Source organism: Chryseobacterium sp. CFS15 (assembly GCF_031118795.1).
Taxonomy (GTDB): domain Bacteria; phylum Bacteroidota; class Bacteroidia; order Flavobacteriales; family Weeksellaceae; genus Chryseobacterium; species Chryseobacterium indoltheticum.
On sequence record NZ_JAVHYL010000006.1, the window covers coordinates 157,757 to 176,939 of the forward strand.

General features: G+C 34.3%; 17 protein-coding genes. 8 read left to right on the plus strand and 9 right to left on the minus strand.

Going from position 1 to position 19,183, the window contains the following annotated elements:
* Positions 1-14 precede the first annotated feature (14 nt).
* On the minus strand, positions 15-608 hold the full coding sequence (locus OH814_RS11665) for a DUF1572 domain-containing protein (protein ID WP_308828266.1): 594 nt from the start codon (positions 606-608) through the stop codon (positions 15-17).
* Positions 609-679: 71 nt separating this feature from the next.
* On the opposite strand from OH814_RS11665, the gene OH814_RS11670 reads away from it, so the two are divergent.
* Complete coding sequence (locus tag OH814_RS11670; RefSeq protein WP_083677096.1) at positions 680-1,039, plus strand: nuclear transport factor 2 family protein; 360 nt, start codon at positions 680-682, stop codon at positions 1,037-1,039.
* A 48-nt stretch (positions 1,040-1,087) separates the two neighbouring features.
* On the opposite strand, the gene OH814_RS11675 is transcribed toward OH814_RS11670, so the two are convergent.
* Positions 1,088-3,184 carry a T9SS type B sorting domain-containing protein gene (locus OH814_RS11675; RefSeq protein WP_308828267.1) on the minus strand — a complete coding sequence of 699 codons (2,097 nt, stop codon included), beginning with the start codon at positions 3,182-3,184 and terminating at the stop codon, positions 1,088-1,090.
* 131 nt (positions 3,185-3,315) lie between these two features.
* The gene (locus tag OH814_RS11680) at positions 3,316-4,113 is read right to left on the minus strand and encodes a hypothetical protein (protein ID WP_076562508.1); all 798 of its coding nucleotides are present in this window, start codon (positions 4,111-4,113) and stop codon (positions 3,316-3,318) included.
* A 199-nt stretch (positions 4,114-4,312) separates the two neighbouring features.
* Here OH814_RS11680 and glgP point away from each other — a divergent pair, with 199 nt between their 5' ends.
* Positions 4,313-5,977: an alpha-glucan family phosphorylase gene (gene glgP / locus OH814_RS11685; RefSeq protein WP_123885947.1), complete on the plus strand. Its 1,665-nt coding sequence runs from the start codon at positions 4,313-4,315 to the stop codon at positions 5,975-5,977.
* A gap of 100 nt (positions 5,978-6,077) precedes the next feature.
* Here the strand turns inward: glgP and OH814_RS11690 are convergent, their stop codons facing one another.
* Together OH814_RS11690 and OH814_RS11695 are read right to left on the minus strand one after the other, a co-directional pair.
* Entirely contained in the window at positions 6,078-6,269 is a 192-nt protein-coding gene (locus OH814_RS11690; protein ID WP_201135240.1) for a DUF6496 domain-containing protein, read from the minus strand.
* A gap of 12 nt (positions 6,270-6,281) precedes the next feature.
* Positions 6,282-6,755 (minus strand): hypothetical protein, encoded by a 474-nt coding sequence (locus OH814_RS11695; RefSeq protein WP_076562513.1) that lies wholly within the window; start codon positions 6,753-6,755, stop codon positions 6,282-6,284.
* 114 nt (positions 6,756-6,869) lie between these two features.
* Here OH814_RS11695 and OH814_RS11700 point away from each other — a divergent pair, with 114 nt between their 5' ends.
* A complete protein-coding gene (locus OH814_RS11700; RefSeq protein ID WP_308828268.1) occupies positions 6,870-8,999 on the plus strand; it encodes a S9 family peptidase in 2,130 nt (709 codons plus the stop codon).
* Between the two features lie 57 nt (positions 9,000-9,056).
* Here OH814_RS11700 and OH814_RS11705 read toward each other — a convergent pair whose 3' ends face one another.
* Complete coding sequence (locus OH814_RS11705) at positions 9,057-9,362, minus strand: type II toxin-antitoxin system RelE/ParE family toxin (RefSeq protein ID WP_308828269.1); 306 nt, start codon at positions 9,360-9,362, stop codon at positions 9,057-9,059.
* Positions 9,349-9,594 (minus strand): hypothetical protein, encoded by a 246-nt coding sequence (locus OH814_RS11710; protein ID WP_308828270.1) that lies wholly within the window; start codon positions 9,592-9,594, stop codon positions 9,349-9,351. Before OH814_RS11710 ends, OH814_RS11705 begins: the two co-directional genes overlap by 14 nt.
* Positions 9,595-9,681: 87 nt before the next feature.
* On the opposite strand from OH814_RS11710, the gene OH814_RS11715 reads away from it, so the two are divergent.
* The 5 genes from OH814_RS11715 to recG all read left to right on the plus strand — a co-directional run bounded on the left by OH814_RS11715 (position 9,682) and on the right by recG (position 17,567).
* A complete protein-coding gene (locus OH814_RS11715) occupies positions 9,682-11,334 on the plus strand; it encodes a peptide MFS transporter (protein WP_308828271.1) in 1,653 nt (550 codons plus the stop codon).
* A 133-nt stretch (positions 11,335-11,467) separates the two neighbouring features.
* The gene (locus OH814_RS11720; protein ID WP_201135245.1) at positions 11,468-13,186 is read left to right on the plus strand and encodes a peptide MFS transporter; all 1,719 of its coding nucleotides are present in this window, start codon (positions 11,468-11,470) and stop codon (positions 13,184-13,186) included.
* Between the two features lie 100 nt (positions 13,187-13,286).
* Complete coding sequence (locus OH814_RS11725; RefSeq protein ID WP_308828272.1) at positions 13,287-14,798, plus strand: peptide MFS transporter; 1,512 nt, start codon at positions 13,287-13,289, stop codon at positions 14,796-14,798.
* Positions 14,799-14,817: 19 nt separating this feature from the next.
* Entirely contained in the window at positions 14,818-15,351 is a 534-nt protein-coding gene (locus OH814_RS11730) for a thioredoxin fold domain-containing protein (RefSeq protein ID WP_308828273.1), read from the plus strand.
* A gap of 131 nt (positions 15,352-15,482) precedes the next feature.
* Positions 15,483-17,567 carry an ATP-dependent DNA helicase RecG gene (recG, locus tag OH814_RS11735; RefSeq protein WP_308828274.1) on the plus strand — a complete coding sequence of 695 codons (2,085 nt, stop codon included), beginning with the start codon at positions 15,483-15,485 and terminating at the stop codon, positions 17,565-17,567.
* An 89-nt stretch (positions 17,568-17,656) separates the two neighbouring features.
* On the opposite strand, the gene OH814_RS11740 is transcribed toward recG, so the two are convergent.
* Both OH814_RS11740 and dapA read right to left on the minus strand, forming a co-directional pair.
* The gene (locus OH814_RS11740) at positions 17,657-18,166 is read right to left on the minus strand and encodes a GNAT family N-acetyltransferase (protein ID WP_308828275.1); all 510 of its coding nucleotides are present in this window, start codon (positions 18,164-18,166) and stop codon (positions 17,657-17,659) included.
* Positions 18,167-18,262: 96 nt separating this feature from the next.
* Complete coding sequence (gene dapA, locus OH814_RS11745; RefSeq protein ID WP_308828276.1) at positions 18,263-19,135, minus strand: 4-hydroxy-tetrahydrodipicolinate synthase; 873 nt, start codon at positions 19,133-19,135, stop codon at positions 18,263-18,265.
* Positions 19,136-19,183: the final 48 nt, after the last annotated feature.

Sequence of the window (19,183 nt, forward strand, 5' to 3'; positions counted from 1 at the left end):
TAAATCGATTTGGTCTATGGTTTATAATCGTCTCTTACATCAGGGCTATTGGCAAAACAAACGGAAGAAGAATTCTGAATTTCTACTTCATTATTTGTAAATTTCTCTTTCATTTCATTATTAAAATCCTGCGACTTATTTCTTGCGATGGAAAGTGTTTTCCAGTCATCATTTTTCATCATTTTAGCAATAAAAACAATCTGACCGATGTGATAAGGATAATGAGCTAGCTGTCTGAAAACTGCATCAATCACCGAATGTCCTTCGTTTCTTATATAAATTGTTGAATATAAATTTTGATCATTAATCTGACTCAAAGCTTCAAAGAGACATTTCCAGCCTTTTTCCCAATAATCTAAAACCTCAGCTTTGGATTGAAAAGTATTTAGGAATTCTTCATCCCGGTTTCGCCACGGTTTCTCACCATCTTCCGTTAAAAAATTAGTCCATCTCGACAGCATATTTCCTGCGACATGCTTCACAATGATTGCAATTGAATTACTTTCTTGATTGAACTGCCAAAAAATCTGCTCGTCTGAAAGTTGCTCAAATGATTTATCGCCGAGCATCTTATAATATTGAAACCTTTTAATGAATAAATCTTTCATGATGAATGTTTACTATTTTAATTTAAATCCAATTTAGTGTTTTTCACGTATATAAATGTAAATTGCAACCTATGAATTGTAAGATCAGCCATTTTATGCAGGATTTAAATTCTTTGAATATTGAGAAGCTTGAAAAGTGGTTTACTGACGAAACTGTAATTTGGATTCCACCGGCGAAAGAAATTTCTGGAAAAAGTAGGATATTAGCGTTATTCAGAGCTATTTTTAAACGATACGAAAAGATTGAATGGAATGTTTCTGAAATTTTCTCTTTAGGAAACAACAAATATTTTTATCAAACTTCTTCTTCAGGAAACATGGCAGGTAAGGAAGCTTACATTAACGAAATCTGCACTGTTGTACAGTTTTCAGAATGCGGTAAAATACTTTATCTCTCTGATTATTTTAAAGATACAAAAGTTTTTAATTAACAAAAGCCATCTTTTGCAAGATGGCTTTCTCATTATATAATCATTATATTATTCTCTATTTTTCACCAATACCCAACCTGAATATTTAATTGGTGTTCCTTTTTTATCATTTTCATTCCATGATACAGAATACCAGTAATTTCCGGTAGGTACTTTTTTATTACCTGCAGTTCCGTCCCATTTATAATTATTCATTTTATCTGCCTGGAAAATTTTGTTTCCGTATCTGTCAAAAACATTAAAAATCAAATTCTGTTTGTTTGCCAAAGCAGAATAATCTATGATATCATTGATACCGTCGCCATTGGGTGTAATAACATTTACAAGGTTCGGAACGACAATTCCAATTTCTATAGGCTCGCAATCATAAGCGTCTTTCACATAGATTTTGTGATCGCCTCTTTTCACATTCGTAAATACATTAGAATTTTGCCAAGCAATGGCATCCATTGAATATTGGTATGGGGCAGTTCCTCCATTTACATTGACTGTCACTGTTGTATTAGAAATATCGACACTTGTAATAACAGGCTGTTCTGAAGAATGTACTTTTACGCTCTGCTGAGCGATACAATCTCCGGTTTTTAATCTCACCCAATAAGTTCCTACTCCAACATCAGAAATAATTTGTGTTGTTGCACCGGTGCTCCACTCATAGCCATCAAACCCGGCACCTGCATCTAACGTCGTTCTATCTTCAATACAGATTGTTTTATCTTTTAAAGTTTGAGAATACACAGGAGGAATTACTTCCAAATTAATTTTTGCAATACCATAACAACCATTTCCGTCAATAACTTTTACATATACCACTGCATTCGGAGAAATATATGTTGTGAAGTTTGAAATAATATTAGTTCCGTTGGTCGCATCCGTAAGCGATGGATAATATTTTTTCGTTATTCCTGACTGAGCTGTCACTACAGCATTTGTAAGATCAAAAGAAGCCGTTTTAAGATTAAAATCAAATGTACAAGCTCTCAATGTAGCATCATTTACTACGACTTCAGGATAAAAAAGCAGGGTAATCACTGCATTATCAGAACAGCCATCTGTTGTTTGCACATGTGCATAAACAGTTCCTTCAGCTGACAAATACTGACTTGGGTTAGCAATTTGCCCTGTTCCTGCATTTAGATTAGCCAAAGTCGGATAATACGTTATCGTCACATTCGAGCCAGTAAATACATTAGCTCCAACCAAATTAAATATACCTTGTCCTTTTTTGTTATTGTTACACGCATAAATCGTTACATCATTAGCCGTAATATTTCCTAATTTAAATTTAAAAGCACCAATCTGTCGACAAGAATTAAGCGCATTATTAGGATTTGCAGGATCCTGATAATGAATACTGTAATAATAGGTTGTTGTGGTATTTACAACCAAAGATGCCGTAATAGGACTTGCCCCGGAAAGTGCATCATTTTGTGATGTATGATAAGAAATACTAAAGTTTGGGTTTCCATTTAAGATCCCGGCAGTCAGCGTACTAAAATCAAACAAAGCTGGGCTTGTGCAAATAAGAATTTCACGAGGATCATTTGGATTAGCCGCAGGAATTCCCGGTGGAACAAAAGGGTTTGGCTGTAATGCAGGATTGGTAAAAGGAGAAGCTAAAGTAGCTGTTCCGCCCCATGTCAGCGAAAAAGGTGCTGTGGTGCTGCCACCAGCTCCTACCCAGTTATCGATATATAAGTAATAAGTTTGTCCTGCAACTACATCCATATATTGACAATAAGGAGTCGTAGAACCGCCTGCTGCACTTATAATTGTACTTGTCATATCCAATCCTGTTGAGGCACCTACTCCAATTACCGTTGCGGCATTGCATCGAATTGGCGAACCTAAACTTCCGCAGACAGCATTAGGCCCATAAATTGCCCAGTCATAATCTGCATCTGAATTTGTGGGAACCAAATCGAAAGTAAGCGTTCCGCTTGTTGCGATCGTTAATTTATACCATATTGAGTTATGCTCTCCGGTTATCAGGCAGCCTCCTAAAGATTCGTTGACCAAACCAATTCCTGTAGGGCTGTAGGTAATGCTCGAGTTTCCACAAACAGCTAATGCAGTAGAACAGTCTGCCTGAGAATAAAAACTTTGTGAAATGCAAAAAAGGATAAATAGTAAAGTTTTTTTCATGTTAATCTGGTTATTAATTAATTATACCAAATATAATCAAATTTAATTAATATCACAAAATATTGACAAAAACATATTATTCATCAATAAAACATTTATAAAATTATAAAATTTACACTTATATATAGATACTATTTAATATTAGTCATATTCCCACAAAGGTTTTCGAGATGAAAAATCTTATGAAAAGGGCTTTTCACCTGACTCAGATGTTCTCTGTCCTGAATGAAAGTATATCTCGACGCAATAGAATTCATATCTGAAACAATGACCAGCCAGCATTCATCAACAGAAGTGTCGTAATATGGGAACTTTTCGTTCTTTTTTTCGATCAGCTCGATGATTTTCTCAGAACAGAGTTCGTCAAAAAGACTCATATTATATTCATAAGTAATAAAAACATTTCTGCGGTGAGAAGATTTTCTGATATTTTTCACACAACCGACAGGTTTTCCTCTTTTAATGCTTTTATAAATATTTAAAATAATTTCCTGCTGATTCTCAAGAGAATCAAATTTAATATTGGGATGAAATTCTAAAAAATAAACACCACGATATTTCGTAGTGTCTTCTTGTTCGAGTAATATTTCTGCCTGACGGAAAATCTTGTTTAAGCTGCTTTCCAACTTTTTCATATCAAGATGATTGATCACCTCAGTCAATTCTATTCCTATCTTTTTTTCGTTAAGCGTAGCAATAAAATCAGGACTTTCGCAGGTAAGATTCTCAAAGGTAACTTCCGGAAAATGATGCATAAAAGAGTTAAGCAATAAAATTTCTGCTTTTTTCTTATATTTTTCCCGGTCATGAAGTTGTGATTCATCAATCTTTTGGTGATATTTTTGCATCGGCTTTTTTTTCAAATGCCGGTTGAGATAATACAAGCTGAGATTTTTTATTAAATCTTCATCAGAAAATGCTCTTTTCATGTGTTGTTTTTTTAATTAATTATGACACATGGTTTTCACGGTTTAGACTGAAAGTTTTTGATTATCAAAAATTTACACTTAAAGGTAATTAAAAATAAGATTCAACAGTCTCTTTTTACAATAATTTATCACATAATTAATGTAGAGTTTCTTTTCTTAATTAATACCTTTACTCTTATTTAACGCAAACAATGATTTTATGGATTTCAGAAATTATAAAGTACCTTTCAACATCAGCCCAGAATACTCTAAAAAAGTTGCCTATTTCTCAATGGAATTTGCATTGGAGCAGGTTTTAAAAATATATTCCGGAGGTTTGGGATTCTTAGCGGGATCTCACATGAGAAGTGCGTACAATCTTAATCAGGATCTTATCGGGATCGGAATTTTATGGAAATTCGGATATTACGATCAGGCAAGAAATCATGATCAGACTTTGCAGCCCACGTGGACAAGAAAAATGTATAGCTTTCTTGAAGATACAGGTATCAAATTTCAGATCGAAATCCACAGCGCACCGGTTTGGGTGAAAGTATGGTATCTCGATCCTGAAACGTTCAACACAGCACCCATGTTTTTGCTTTCTACAGACGTACCGGAAAACGATCATATTTCAAAAACAATTTGTCACAGATTGTATGATGCCAATGAATCTACAAAATTAGCACAATACATTTTGCTTGGAAAAGGAGGTGCAAAACTTTTGGATGAAATGAATATCGAGAGAGACGTCTATCATCTAAATGAGGCTCACGGCCTTCCTGCAGCATTTCATTTACTAAAAAAATACAACGGAAATATTCAGAAAGTAAAAGAAAAACTTGTTTTTACTACTCACACTCCGGAAGAAGCAGGAAACGAAAAACACAATCTGAAACTTTGCTACGATATGTCTTATTTTTCAGGTTTAAGCATGGAAGAGGCAAAAGCGATAGAAGGTTCCGACGGCGAACTTTTCAATCATTCTCTTTGCGCTTTGAAAATGGCGAGGGTTGCCAATGGTGTTTCACAGTTACATGGTGAAGTTTCCAGAGCGATGTGGAGTAAATATCCGGGAATCTGTGAGATTAAATCGATTACCAACGCTCAGGAATTCAAATATTGGGGCGACAAAGAGCTTTACAATTCGAAGGACGAAAAAAATGATACTCTTTTCGATTACAGAAAGAAAATTTTAAAGAAAAGACTATTCAGAATAGTTGCCGACCAAACCGGAAATTTATTTGATCCTAATATATTTACAATCGTTTGGGCAAGGAGATTTGCAGGTTATAAGAGAGCAGATCTGCTTCTACAGGACAAAGAAAGATTTAGAAAATTGCTTAGCAATCCTGACTATCCCGTACAGATTATTTGGGCCGGAAAACCTTATCCGATGGATTATTCTTCGATCTCAACATTCAATGTTTTGGTGGAAGAGAGTAAAAATCACAAAAACATGGCGGTTTTAACGGGTTACGAATTGGCTTTAAGCAAATCTTTAAAACAAGGTTCAGATTTATGGTTAAATAATCCTCGAGTTCCCAGAGAAGCTTCGGGTACATCAGGGATGACAGCTGCAATGAATGGCTCGGTAAATCTTTCTACTGACGATGGCTGGATTCCTGAATTTGCAAAACATGGCGAAAACGCTTTTGTTGTTCCGAAAGCAGATTTTGCGAATATGAGTATTTACGAACAAGACAGATATGATTTCAACAAATTATATGAACTTCTGGAAAACGAAATTCTTCCTACTTATTACGACCAGCCTGATAAATGGCGAAAAATACAGCAAAATTCTATGAAAGACGTAAAACAAAATTTCAACAGTGATAGAATGGCTGATGAATACTATAATATTATGTATAACCATAAGGCATAAAAAAATATTTTCGCTATGATTATTTCACGAATGATTTGCAGTGAATATATAATCTACAATAAAAAAATAATCGGTCTGACTATTCAGACCGATTATTTTTTTATTCTTTGTTCGTTTTTTGCTTTGGGACTTTCAAACCTGCTTCACGAGCTTCAGAAATACCGATTGCAACGGCCTGTTTTCTGTTTTTGACTTTTTCACCTGATGAAGATTTCAATTTTCCTTCTTTGAATTCTTCCATCACTTTTCCTACTTTCTTCTGAGCCTTATCTGAATATTTTGTTTTGCTCATAACATTTAATTTTTAAGATTTTGGTACCGATATGCCTATTTCGTAAACATTTGCATGCTTCAAATATTTTGAACGTTCTCTTGAGGTTACCGATTCAAATTGGTCGTTTTTCAGAACAACAATCGGATCTTCTGCGTTTTCAATTTCAAAATTCGCCAGATATCTTTCATCCGGCGGAGACTGTGTCAACTTTGCTTTTATTTTCTGCAGTTCGTCTGCGTATTGTTTAAATCCAGGGTCTGAAGAGTGTATAAATTTATATTCATCACCTGCATATACATAATAGTGAATCTTTTTTTCAACCAAGCCAGCTTCATCTGTAATCTGAGGATTGTCGTTACCGTCTTTAAAAGCAACTTCGATTAATTTTCCACCTTCATTTTGTACGTAATTTTCTGCTTCTGCAAAATTTGCAAATCCTGTAAAAACAGTTTGATCCTCCAAATCGTAACGATTAAGCTTTTTATTATTTTCTTTAGTTTCCATAATTATTTCTTTAATATTAAATTATATTCAATTTTTCTGCCAAAGCACTAAGACAAAAGCTTTTTCTTATCAGATTGATAAAATTATTATCTTTGAAATTCTTTAAATAAAGCAATGAAAAAATTCTTACTTACCCTTACTGTTATTGCAGCATTTCAAAATGCTATGTCGCAGGAAATTACTTTAGATAAAATATATTCAGGATACTACCGTGGAAAAGGCATAGCCGGAATTACATCCATGAAAAATGGTGAAAATTATCTAGTTATCGAGCAAAATGGTATCGCAAAATATTCTTATAAAACGTCTCAGAAAGAAGGAAATCTGGTAGACGGAAGTTTCGAGAGCTACGAATTTTCTGATGATGAGTCTAAAATACTTTTATTAAAACAAAGTCAGCCAATCTATAGACATTCTTTTTTAGGTGTTTATGATGTTAAAGATTTAAAATCTGGGAAAAACTTAAGCTTAAATGAAGGGAAACCTGTTCAGGAGCCGAGATTTTCTCCCGATGCAACAAAAATTTCTTTCATTGTTGATAATAATTTATTTTATCAGGATTTAAATTCGGGAAAAATTACTCAGATTACGGAACATGGAGTAAAAAATAAAGTTTTAAACGGTTTGGCAGATTGGGTATATGAAGAAGAATTTGGGCATGCAAGATTGTATGAATGGACTAAAAACTCTGCAGACATTCTATTTGTAAAGTTGGTTGAAACCGACGTTCCTGAAATTTACATTCCACTGTACGGCAAATCTCTTTACCCGACCGAGATGCGTTACAAATATCCTAAAGCAGGAGAAAAAAACTCAATTGCATCAGCACACATTTATCATCTGGCAGACGGGAAAAAGACAAAAGTAAATCTTGATCAGTTTAAAAACTATTATATTCCGAATGTTATTCAGACATCAAATGCAGACGAAATTGTTTTGATTACTTCACAGAGAACGCAAAATGCTTCTGATGTTTTGAAGGTAAATACTAAAACCAGTGAAGTAAAAAAACTGTTTACAGAAACTGACGACAAGTGGATTGATACAGACAATGTAACGTTAGAATTTCTTGAAGACAACAGTTTTCTTTGGGCTTCCGAAAGAGATGGTTTCCGCCACTTGTATTGGTATGATAAAGACGGAAAATTAAAAAAACAGGTTACAAAAGGCAACTGGGAAGTAACAGAATATTACGGTTACAATCCTAAATCTCAGGAAATTTTCGTTCAGACTACAGAAAAAGGAAGCATTAACAAAGTGATTTCTAAAATCAATATTCAAAACGGAAAATCGCAGCTGATTTCAAATGCAGAAGGGAACAACTCGGCCAACTTCAGCAAAAATTACAGTTATTTTATCGAAACTTCTTCCACAGCAGCAAACCCATATACTTTTGTTTTAAAAGATGGGAATGGCAAAAAATTGAAAGAGCTTCAGAATAATGACGATCAGCTAAAAAAATTACAGGCAGATCAATTCGCAGTAAAAGAATTCATTACCATTCCAAACACAGCAGGAGATCAGATGAATGCCTGGATTATTAAACCTAAAAATTTTGATCCGAACAAGAAATATCCGTTATTTATGTACCAATATTCTGGTCCGGGATCTCAACAGGTTTCCAATTCTTGGGACAACGGAAATGCACTTTGGTTTGAAATGTTGGCTCAAAAAGGATACATCATTGCTTGTGTAGACGGTCGTGGAACCGGATATAAAGGGGCAAAATTCAAGAAAGTAACCTATAAAAATTTAGGAAAATACGAGATTGAAGATCAGATTACTGCCGCAAAATGGTTAGGAAATCAAAAATATATCGACAAAACAAGAATCGGAATCTTCGGATGGAGCTTCGGAGGATATATGGCAAGTTTGGCAATGACCAAAGGTGCTGATGTTTTCAAAGCTGGAATCGCTGTCGCACCGGTAACCAACTGGAGATATTATGATTCTGTTTACACCGAAAGATTTTTGTTAACACCACAGGAAAACCCGGCAGGTTACGATGATAATTCGCCAACAACTTATGCTAATTTGTTGAAAGGTGAATTTTTATTAATCCACGGAACGGCTGATGACAACGTACATTTTCAAAATTCTATGGAGTTTTCGGAAGCATTGATTCAGAACAAAAAACAGTTTGAATTTATGGCCTATCCGGATAAAAACCACGGAATCTATGGTGGACAGACAAGACCACAACTGTATCAGAAAATGACAGATTTTATTTTGGAGAACCTTTAATTTCAGAATAAATGTAAATAATAAAAAATCCGAATCTCACACATAAGATTCGGATTTTTACTTTCTATCTTTCCAAAGTTCAGGATTTCTTGAAGTATGGAAAACAGAATATATTTCAATTAAATTTTTCTCTTCATTGTAGTAATAATGAATGCCAAAAGGATACTTTTTTAAATATGCTATTCTAAAATTTTCATATCTAATTTCGCATGCAAAAGGGTTTTCCGAAATATATTTTACTTTTTCTTTAAAATCTTTTAAGAATACCCAAATGAGCTCTTTATTTTTTGCATTATACCAGTCCGAAATCTCCAATAAATCAAAATCTGCATTTTTGGTAATAACGACTTTAGCTCTTTTCATTTAACAGCTTTTTTTCAAAATTTTCAATAAAATCACCGAAATCCAGAAGTGATTCAGGATTTTCATCTGCATATTGTTTCCTTCTTCTAACCTCCTCTTTTTGCCATTCGGGAATATACATATCCTCTTCAATTGTTATTGAAATAGGTTTCTTTTTATATGCAGCTTTTATACTATTTATCAAATCTTCATTGATCTCGTCGGCAGAGGACAAGTGAAATACTGTGTTCATAATTTGTTTTTATTTTTACTCAAAGTTAATAAAATTCAAATATTGTTTTTAAAATTTTATATTTGTGAAATTGTAAAAATCTCATACATGAAAACCAAACACCCAAAAGGCCTTCCCTATTTATTCTTCACAGAAATGTGGGAGCGTTTCGGCTATTACCTAATCCTCGGAATTTTTGTACTGTACATGATCGACAGCGAAAAAGGAGGATTGGCTTTTGACGATAAAAATGCTGATGATATCTTCGGAACCTTTATCGCATTGACTTATCTTACCCCTTTCTTAGGCGGATTTTTAGCCGACAGAGTTTTAGGTTATATAAAAGCCATATACATCGGTGGTTTCTTGATGGGACTTGGATATCTGGGGATTGGTTTTTTTAAGGAATTACCTTTATTTTATGCTTCTTTAGCTTTAATTATCATCGGAAACGGATTTTTCAAACCAAGTATTTCCACTCTGTTAGGAAATCTTTACAATGAAGAGCCTTATAAAGCCAATAAAGACGCCGGATATAATATTTTCTACATGGGTATCAACATCGGTGCTTTTGTCTGCAATATTATTGCTGCTTTCATGCGTAATAAATACGGATGGGGTCCTGCATTTATGACCGCCGGAGTAGGAATGTTTGTGGGACTTTTAGTTTTCAGCATCGGAAGACAACATATTCTTAAAGCAAATATTTTAAAGCCAGCACAGGAAGGAGACACAAAGATTTCTGATGTTTTGGTAAAAGTATTTTTACCAGCTGTTATTTTCGGGCTAGTCGGATGGTTTATCCCGAATAATATTTTTGGAAGCGATAGTACAGATGCATTTATTTTCGCTTGTATTCCGGTAATTTATTTTTATGTAATGCTTTATGTAAAAGCAAATGCAGAAGACAAAAAGCCAATAGGAGCATTGTTAGCAATTTTTGCTGTAAGTTTAATGTTCTGGGCCGTTTTCAAACAAAACGGAACCGCTTTAACACGTTGGGCAAATTATTATACAGATAGAACCGTACCGGCTCCTTTAGAAAAACCTTTAGAAGCCATTTATTTAGTGGATAAAAAAGATTATCTGGACAAAGAAGTTTCTGTCTATGACGACCAATATCAGGTAAAAAAAGACAAAGATGGAAACGCTTTAAAAGAACAGGGAAAAGATATTTATTTTAGAAATGTTTCAGATTTAGATCGCAAAAGTTTAGGTGGAGATAAGCCGTCTGAGGTAAATCTATATAACACAGAATTATTCCAGTCGATTAATCCGGGTTGGGTAATCTTACTCACACCTGTTGTCGTTGCATTTTTTATGATGCTTCGCAGAAAAGGAAAAGAGCCAAGTACTCCTTCGAAAATAGTATTGGGATTATTTATCTCGGCATTGTCATGTTTAGTAATGGTAGGAGCAGTTTATGCAGGGCAGAACGGTCTTGTAAAAGTATCTGCTTTATGGCTCGTTGCGGCGTATGGTGTGATCACCGTGGGAGAACTTTGTCTTTCGCCAATGGGATTATCTTTGGTTTCAAAACTTTCGCCACCAAGATTAACAGCATTAATGATGGGCGGATTTTTCCTTTCCACCTCAATCGGGAATAAACTTTCAGGAGTTTTAGCAAGTTTTTGGTATGATTACGACAACAAAGCCAATTTCTTTATCGTAAATTTCGGATTGTTGCTTTTAGCGACTTTACTTGGACTTTCAATTTTGAAAAGGCTAAATAAAATAATGAAGGAAAAAGGAGTAAATTAACCTCCTAAAATTCTAAATAAACAGCCGTAGATAATTTCTGCGGCTTTTTTATTTTAAAAATAAAATTAAAACCTTGCCAAAAACTCAAAAAAAACTATATTTGTGAGTCTTAACAAAAATTTAACAATCAAATATGGATACAGCAGTTCAGTCGAAGACTAAACACCCTAAAGGATTATGGGTCCTATTCGGAACAGAGATGTGGGAGCGTTTCAACTTTTATGGGATGAGAGCATTACTTACCTTATTTATGGTAAACTCTCTATTAATGAAAGAGGGAGAAGTTACGATAATATATGGCGGTTTTTTGGCTTTATGTTATCTAACTCCAATGTTGGGAGGTTTCATCGCAGACCGATTTTTAGGAAATAGGTACTGTATTATTGTAGGAGGAGCATTAATGGCGCTTGGTCAATTCCTGATGTTTATGAGTGCATCAACATTTGGTTCCAATTTAGGATCAGCACAAACATTAATGTGGATTGCTTTGGGAGTAATCATTTTCGGAAATGGGTTTTTCAAACCGAATATTTCTTCGATGGTGGGAAGCCTTTATCCAAAGCAAGAAAAGTCTAAATTGGACTCTGCATTTACTATTTTCTATATGGGGATTAACTTAGGTGCTTTTTTAGGTCAATTTATCTGTCCTTTTTTAGGAGACGTAAAAGATTCTAACGGTTTAAGAGATATTCACGCTTTCAAATGGGGATTCTTAGCAGCTTCTATTGCAATGACGATTGGAACATTAACTTTTATTTTACTTAAAAACAAATACGTTGTAACACCGGAAGGAAGACCAATCGGTGGTTTGCCTAGTGAAAGCACAGCAGAAGATTTTGAAGAAGGTGAATCACAAACTGCCAAATTTTCTGGAAAATCTATTGGTATTGCAGCTGCCGTTTTTGTACTGACTTTCTTTGGATTCCAATATTTATTTGTTGACAAAGTTGGATTTGGTTCTGTTGGAATGGGAGAATTTGTAAAAGCAGTAATCTATCCATTCATCTATTCTATGGGACTGGCTTTGGCTTATTTGATTATGTCTGCCACTGAAAACAAGATAGAAAGAGATAGAATCTGGGTAATCTACATCGTATCCTTTTTTATCATATTCTTCTGGGCAGCTTTTGAACAAGCAGGGTCATCTTTAACATTTATTGCAGATAACCAAACAGACAGAAACATCTTTGGTTGGAATATGCCGCCATCAATGGTTCAGATATTCAATGGTTTATTTATCGTAATGTTGGCAGTTCCGTTCAGTATGCTTTGGGACAAATTAAGAGCTAATAAAAAAGAACCGGCTTCACCTTTAAAACAAGCGATTGGTCTTGGATTAATTGCTTTAAGTTATTTAATAATTGCTTACAATGTAAAAGATTTAGGAAACACAGGATTACTTGCTGTTAAATGGCTGATTTTACTTTATTTAATCCAAACGATGGGAGAATTATGTTTATCACCAATCGGTTTGTCTTTAGTTGGAAAATTAGCACCTAAAAGATTTGCTTCACTTTTATTTGGTGTGTTTTTTATTGCTAATGCAGCGGGTTACGCCTTATCCGGAACTTTAGGATCTATTTTACCGGCAACAGGTGATAAATTCTTAAAAGCTAAAGAATTAGGAATTAATCTTCAAGATGTTTTAGATAAAAAAGTCACTTTAAGTGAAGATCAGTTAGCTCTTCTAAATAAAGAACAAATTTCAACTGTTTACAATAGTTTTGTAGGATTTGAAATTCATAATTTATTTGAATTCTTTATGGTATTCGTTATCCTTTGTGGAATTGCTGGAGCCATTTTAGCACTCATCTCGCCGATTTTGAAAAAAATGATGCATGGTGTAAATTAAAACTAAAGTCTATCAATAAATATAACATAAAACCTCTGCTAAGTCAGAGGTTTTCTTTATTTTCGTATTCTATATTCAATTAAAACTATCATAAACAATTATGAATTTAACGCTCGACGAAATACAGAATTTCAAAGGAAAATATCCAAAACAAATCTGGTCGCTTTTCTTTTCCGAAATGTGGGAACGCTTTTGCTTCTACGGAATGCGAGGAATGCTGGTTTTTTTTATGATTTCACAGCTAAATTTCCATGAAAAAGAAGCCAATCTTCAATATGGAGCAACACAGGCTTTCGTGTATGCTTTTACTTTTGTGGGCGGACTTTTCGCTGATAAAATACTAGGATTCAGAAAATCTCTTTTTTGGGGCGGACTTTTAATGATTGTCGGGAGTTTAATTTTAGCTACAGATCCGCATAAATTTTTCTTTTTAGGAATTGCATTTACTGTCGTAGGAACAGGTTTTTTTAAACCAAACATTTCCTCGATGGTTGGTCAATTATACAAACCCAACGACTCCAGAGCTGATGCGGGATTTTCGCTTTTCTATGCCGGAATTAATTTAGGCGCCTTACTTGGTGGATATTTATGCATCGCCATCGGAAAAGGAGAATTACTTTCTCACTTAATCCCGGAAGGCTTACATTGGAATGTTGCTTTTGGTTTAGCTGCTATTGTAATGGTTATCAGTTTAATCAATTTCATATTTACACAAAGAAGTTTGGGAACAATAGGTCTTCAACCGGGACATCCGGATCACGAAGTGAAATCGGCTCCAATACCTAAGTGGAAAGAATACGGAGTATATGTTTTATCAATGATATTCATCCCGATCATTATGATAATGGTTTCCGTTCCTCAATACACCGATTATTTCATGTGGACAGTAGGACCATTAACGTTAATTTATCTCTTTTTTGAAATGAGTAAAGTAACATCTGCTGAAAGAAAAAAACTTTGGGCCGCATTAATTTTCATCATATTTTCTATTTTATTCTGGGGAATCTACGAGCAAAGTGGAGGTTCATTAAGTATTTTTGCCGCTAAAAATTTAAATAAAGATTTATTCGGTTTAGATCCAAACGGTGTCAACAATTCCGGAGGAGCATTTTTCATTATTTTCCTTGCACCATTACTTGGATTATTATGGATTTGGATGAGCAAAAGAAAATTTGAGCCAAACACCATTATAAAATTCGGATTAGGTTTTATATTTTTAGGATTAGGATATTACGTCTTATTTGCAACAAGATTATTTGCAGATTTACAAGGAATCACTTCATTAAACTTCTTTACCTTAGCTTTATTAGTAATAACTCTGGGGGAATTATGCCTCTCCCCTATCGGATTATCAATTATGACGAAACTTTCTACCAAAAATCTCCAGGGAATGATGATGGGAATGTGGTTTCTGGCGTCAGCTTACGGTCAATATGTTGCTGGAATTATTGGTGCAGGTTTAGCGGATGCAAAAGAAGGCTCAACGAATTATGACGCATTAATTACATACACAGAAGGTTACAAACAATTAGGATTATATGCCGTAATTGCCGGTGTGGTATTAATTTTGATATCTCCGTGGGTGAAAAAACTCATGCAGGAAGTTCGCTAATAAAATAATCACAAATAAAATGAAAAAAATATTCACCCTGACTTTTCTCTTTATAATCACTTTAAATTTTGCTCAGGTAAAATGGATGACAATTGAGGAAGCATTAAATGCACAGAAAACACAACCTAAAAAAATCCTTATCGACTTTTATGCAGATTGGTGTGGCCCATGCAAAATAATGGATAGAAAAACCTACGGAAACCCTATAATTTATGAGTCTTTAAATGCAAATTATTATCCTGTAAAATTTAACGCAGAAGACAAAAATACTATAGAAATCTTCGGAAGAAAATTTGCTAATGAAAACACTGCTCACAAGAAAGGAAGAAATTCATTGCATGAGTTTACTCAATACATGAATGTGAATGCTGTTCCAAGCACTGTTTTTCTTGATGAAAAAGGAAATCCCATTACGATGCTACAAGGCGAATTATCAGCGAAAGAACTAGAACCATATCTTGATTTCATTTCAAATGATTTATTCAAAAAAGTAAAAACCAAACAAGACTGGGAAGATTATCAGAAGAAATTCAGATCAAAAATAAAAGAATAATCATTCTGAAATATAGAATTAAGGCTTCCATTTTTTTGGAAGTCTTTTTTATTTTACCGAAATTCGAGCTTTTATTTTTTCATTCAAAACACGGATAAAAAACTCGAAAGCGATATCTCGAAAGCCGGAAAATGACTTTAGAAACATCTATAGAATTCGTCAAAGGAATCGGTCCTGAAAGAGCCAAACTCATCAAAATTGTGTTGGGCATTTCTACAGTGGAAGATCTTTTACAATTTTATCCTATTCGCTACATCGACAAAAATAAAGTTTACAAAACCTCCCAGCTTCAGGAAAGCAATCTTGAAATTCAGCTGAAAGGAAAAATAAGCAACGTTCAGGAAATCCTTACCGGAAAGGTAAAAAGACTTACAGCCAAATTTAATGACGATACCGGAAGTATGGATCTGGTTTGGTTTCAATACTCAAAATGGTTGAAAGAACAGCTTCCCGTCAATAGAGAGGTTTTTATTTTTGGAAAGATCAATGCATTCAACAATCAATTTTCGATGCCACATCCCGAAATTGAATTAGATGAAAACAAAGAAAAAGACAATAGATTAAGACCTATTTATCCAAGTTCTGAAAAATTGACCAAAAGAGGTTTAAATCAAAAATTTTTTCAGGTAATTCTGAGAAACATCTGTAAAGAAATTCCGAATCTTATTCAGGAAAATCTTCCGGAATATTTGATTGGTTCGATGAAATTTCTATCAAGACAACAGACTTATTTAAATGTTCATTTCCCAGAAAACCTAGCGTATTTTGAGAAAGCAAATTTTAGATTAAAATTCGAAGAATCTTTCTTTTTTCAATTGGGTTTTGGCTTAAAAAAAGCACATCACAAAACAAAGTCACAGGGAAACCCATTTCCGATTGTTGGCGATTATTTTACAGGATTTTATGAAAATCATCTTCCGTTTGAGCTGACAAATGCTCAAAAGAGAGTTCTAAAGGAAATCAGAATGGATATGAAAAAGCCCATTCAGATGAATCGTCTTTTACAGGGTGATGTAGGTTCAGGAAAAACGATGGTAGCATTATTAACGATGCTGATTGCTTTAGACAACGGTTTTCAAAGCTGTTTGATGGCACCGACTGAAATTCTTGCCCAACAACATTACAACGGCATTAAAGACTTGCTGAAAGACACCGAAATTAAAGTCAATCTGCTCACTGGTTCGGTAAAAGCTTCCGCAAGAAAGATCATTCATGAAGAGCTTGAAAATGGCGAACTTTCAATTTTGGTGGGGACTCACGCTGTTTTGGAAGACAAAGTGAAATTTAAAAACCTTGGACTGGCAATTATTGATGAGCAACATCGATTTGGTGTCGCTCAAAGAGCTAAACTTTGGGCAAAAAATAAGATTCCGCCACATATTTTGGTAATGACCGCAACTCCGATTCCGAGAACTTTGGCAATGAGTTTTTATTCGGATCTCGACGTTTCTGTGATTGATGAAATGCCGGTTGGAAGAAAAGCCATCATTACGGCTCATCGAAGAGAAAAAGACAGAGGTTATGTGTATCATTTCTGTCATGAAGAAATTCGCAAAGGCAGACAAATTTATTTTGTTTATCCCTTGATTGAAGAATCTGAAACTTTAGATTATAAAAACCTGATGGAAGGTTTGGAGCATATCATGGATAATTTTTCCCATTACAACGTTACAATGCTTCACGGGAAAATGAAACCTGATGAAAAAGACGCTGCTATGAATTATTTTGCTTCGGGAAAATCGCAGATTATGGTTGCTACAACGGTAATTGAAGTTGGGGTCAATGTGCCTAACGCTTCGGTTATGGTTATTGAAAGTGCTGAAAGATTTGGCCTTTCTCAGCTTCATCAGCTTCGCGGAAGAGTCGGAAGAGGCGCCGAACAAAGCTATTGTATCTTAATGACTTCGGATAAAATGTCTGCCGAAAGCCGAACGAGAATAAAAACAATGACAGAAACTAACGATGGTTTTAAAATTTCTGAAGTTGATATGCAGCTGCGTGGTCCCGGTGATATTTTGGGAACTCAGCAAAGCGGTGTTGTCGATTTTAAAAGACTCGATTTAGTGAATGACTCCGCAATCATTAAAAACACTAAAAATATGGTTGAAAAGATCCTGGAAAAAGACCCATTACTTTCAAGACCAGAACATCAGATTATCAAAAATTACTATCTTCAATATTATAAAGGAAAAAATAAGTGGAGTAAAATCTCTTAATAACTTTTTAGAAAAAAATATAACGTTTGTCACTTCGTAAGAATCTAATTTATTTAGCATAGATGCTTCCGGCATGACAAAAAGGTTGCTTATTTAAATGTTCTTATAATTTTCTCCATTAAAAAATCATCCATTACATAACCTTTTCCAATATCAAAAACGCCTTCGTCGTAAACTTTATAGCCTTGAGACTCGTAGAATTTCTTCGCTGAATTGTATTTATTTACATTTAAAATAACTCTTTCATCACCAAATTCTTTTGCTTTCTGATGCAAAAACTCCAGCGTTTTTTTGCCTAAACCCTTTCCTTTGCTTTCCGGAATAAGATAAATTCTGTGAAGTTTTGTCGTATTTTCTTCATAATGGTTTTCATAGCCTAAAAACCCATCGAATACATTTGAATTTTCATCAAAAACCAGGAAATAATGATAATTTGGGCTTTTCAGGTGTGCTGAAATTTCATCTTCAGAATACATCGTATTGAGCATATATTCCATCTGTTCTTTTGAAAGTATTTCTGCGTAAGCTTTTTCCCACGATCTTTTTGCTAAATCCTGAATCAGCGGAATATCTTTTTCTGTTGCTTTAATTAATTTCATAATATTCTGTAATTAAAAAAGTGAAAAGCACTACACTTTTCACTTTAAATATTTATAGTTTAAGAATTCACAATTGACTGTTGACAATTCACCCTCTTAAATTTTTGCCATTTCAGCTTTTATTTTTGCATAAAGTCCTTCTGAAGCAGCAACCAATGGAAGTCTCAAATAGTTTTTGATAATTCCTTTTTCTGCTAAAACAACTTTAATTCCGCAAGGATTTCCTTCTGCAAAAATCAATCTTGTAATGTCAACAAGTTTGTTATGAATTTCGTACGCTTCTTTTACTTTCCCATCAAAAGCCAGCTGAACCATTGTAGAAAATTCTTTCGGATAACCTTGTCCGATTACAGAAATCACACCGTTTCCACCTGCTAAAGTTACAGGAAGTGTGTATTCATCATCCCCGGAAACCAGATTGAAGCCTTCAGGCTTTTTTCTAAGAATATCAAAATACTGAAGAATATTTGGTGCAGCTTCTTTAATTAAGAATAAATTCGGGAATTCATTTGCCAAACGCAAAGTAGTTTCCGCTTCAACGTTTTGTCCGGTTCGTGAAGGAACATTGTAAATGATAATATTCTTTCCGGTAGAAGCCAACATTTTATAATGCTGATAAAGCCCTTCCTGATTTGGTTTGTTATAATAAGGAGACACCGATAAAACTGCCGTAAAATCTGACAAATCGGTTTCTTCGATTTGCTGTTTGACTTCAAGAGTATTGTTTCCGCCAATTCCTAAAACCAAAGGAAGACGTTTATTATTCACCTTAATGATATGCTCAACTACCTGTTTCTTCTCCTCTGAAGAAAGTGTAGCCGCTTCCGCAGTAGTTCCTAATACCACCAAATAGTTGGTTCCGTTTTCGATATTAAACTCAACAAGTTTTGTCAAACTTTCGAAATCTACGGATAAATCTTCATTAAAGGGTGTTACCAAAGCAACACCTACTCCTTTTAAAATGCTCATCTGTTCGAATTATTTTCTCCAAATTTAATAATTTCATACAAGAATTTA

Excerpts from the sequence above, each read along its gene's own strand:
- OH814_RS11665 (WP_308828266.1), bottom strand. The coding sequence starts at position 608 with ATGAAAGATTTATTCATTAAAAGGTTTCAATATTATAAGATGCTCGGC.
- OH814_RS11670 (WP_083677096.1), top strand. The coding sequence starts at position 680 with ATGAATTGTAAGATCAGCCATTTTATGCAGGATTTAAATTCTTTGAAT.
- OH814_RS11675 (WP_308828267.1), bottom strand. The coding sequence starts at position 3,184 with ATGAAAAAAACTTTACTATTTATCCTTTTTTGCATTTCACAAAGTTTT.
- OH814_RS11680 (WP_076562508.1), bottom strand. The coding sequence starts at position 4,113 with ATGAAAAGAGCATTTTCTGATGAAGATTTAATAAAAAATCTCAGCTTG.
- glgP (WP_123885947.1), top strand. The coding sequence starts at position 4,313 with ATGGATTTCAGAAATTATAAAGTACCTTTCAACATCAGCCCAGAATAC.
- OH814_RS11690 (WP_201135240.1), bottom strand. The coding sequence starts at position 6,269 with ATGAGCAAAACAAAATATTCAGATAAGGCTCAGAAGAAAGTAGGAAAA.
- OH814_RS11695 (WP_076562513.1), bottom strand. The coding sequence starts at position 6,755 with ATGGAAACTAAAGAAAATAATAAAAAGCTTAATCGTTACGATTTGGAG.
- OH814_RS11700 (WP_308828268.1), top strand. The coding sequence starts at position 6,870 with ATGAAAAAATTCTTACTTACCCTTACTGTTATTGCAGCATTTCAAAAT.
- OH814_RS11705 (WP_308828269.1), bottom strand. The coding sequence starts at position 9,362 with ATGAAAAGAGCTAAAGTCGTTATTACCAAAAATGCAGATTTTGATTTA.
- OH814_RS11710 (WP_308828270.1), bottom strand. The coding sequence starts at position 9,594 with ATGAACACAGTATTTCACTTGTCCTCTGCCGACGAGATCAATGAAGAT.
- OH814_RS11715 (WP_308828271.1), top strand. The coding sequence starts at position 9,682 with ATGAAAACCAAACACCCAAAAGGCCTTCCCTATTTATTCTTCACAGAA.
- OH814_RS11720 (WP_201135245.1), top strand. The coding sequence starts at position 11,468 with ATGGATACAGCAGTTCAGTCGAAGACTAAACACCCTAAAGGATTATGG.
- OH814_RS11725 (WP_308828272.1), top strand. The coding sequence starts at position 13,287 with ATGAATTTAACGCTCGACGAAATACAGAATTTCAAAGGAAAATATCCA.
- OH814_RS11730 (WP_308828273.1), top strand. The coding sequence starts at position 14,818 with ATGAAAAAAATATTCACCCTGACTTTTCTCTTTATAATCACTTTAAAT.
- recG (WP_308828274.1), top strand. The coding sequence starts at position 15,483 with ATGACTTTAGAAACATCTATAGAATTCGTCAAAGGAATCGGTCCTGAA.
- OH814_RS11740 (WP_308828275.1), bottom strand. The coding sequence starts at position 18,166 with ATGAAATTAATTAAAGCAACAGAAAAAGATATTCCGCTGATTCAGGAT.
- dapA (WP_308828276.1), bottom strand. The coding sequence starts at position 19,135 with ATGAGCATTTTAAAAGGAGTAGGTGTTGCTTTGGTAACACCCTTTAAT.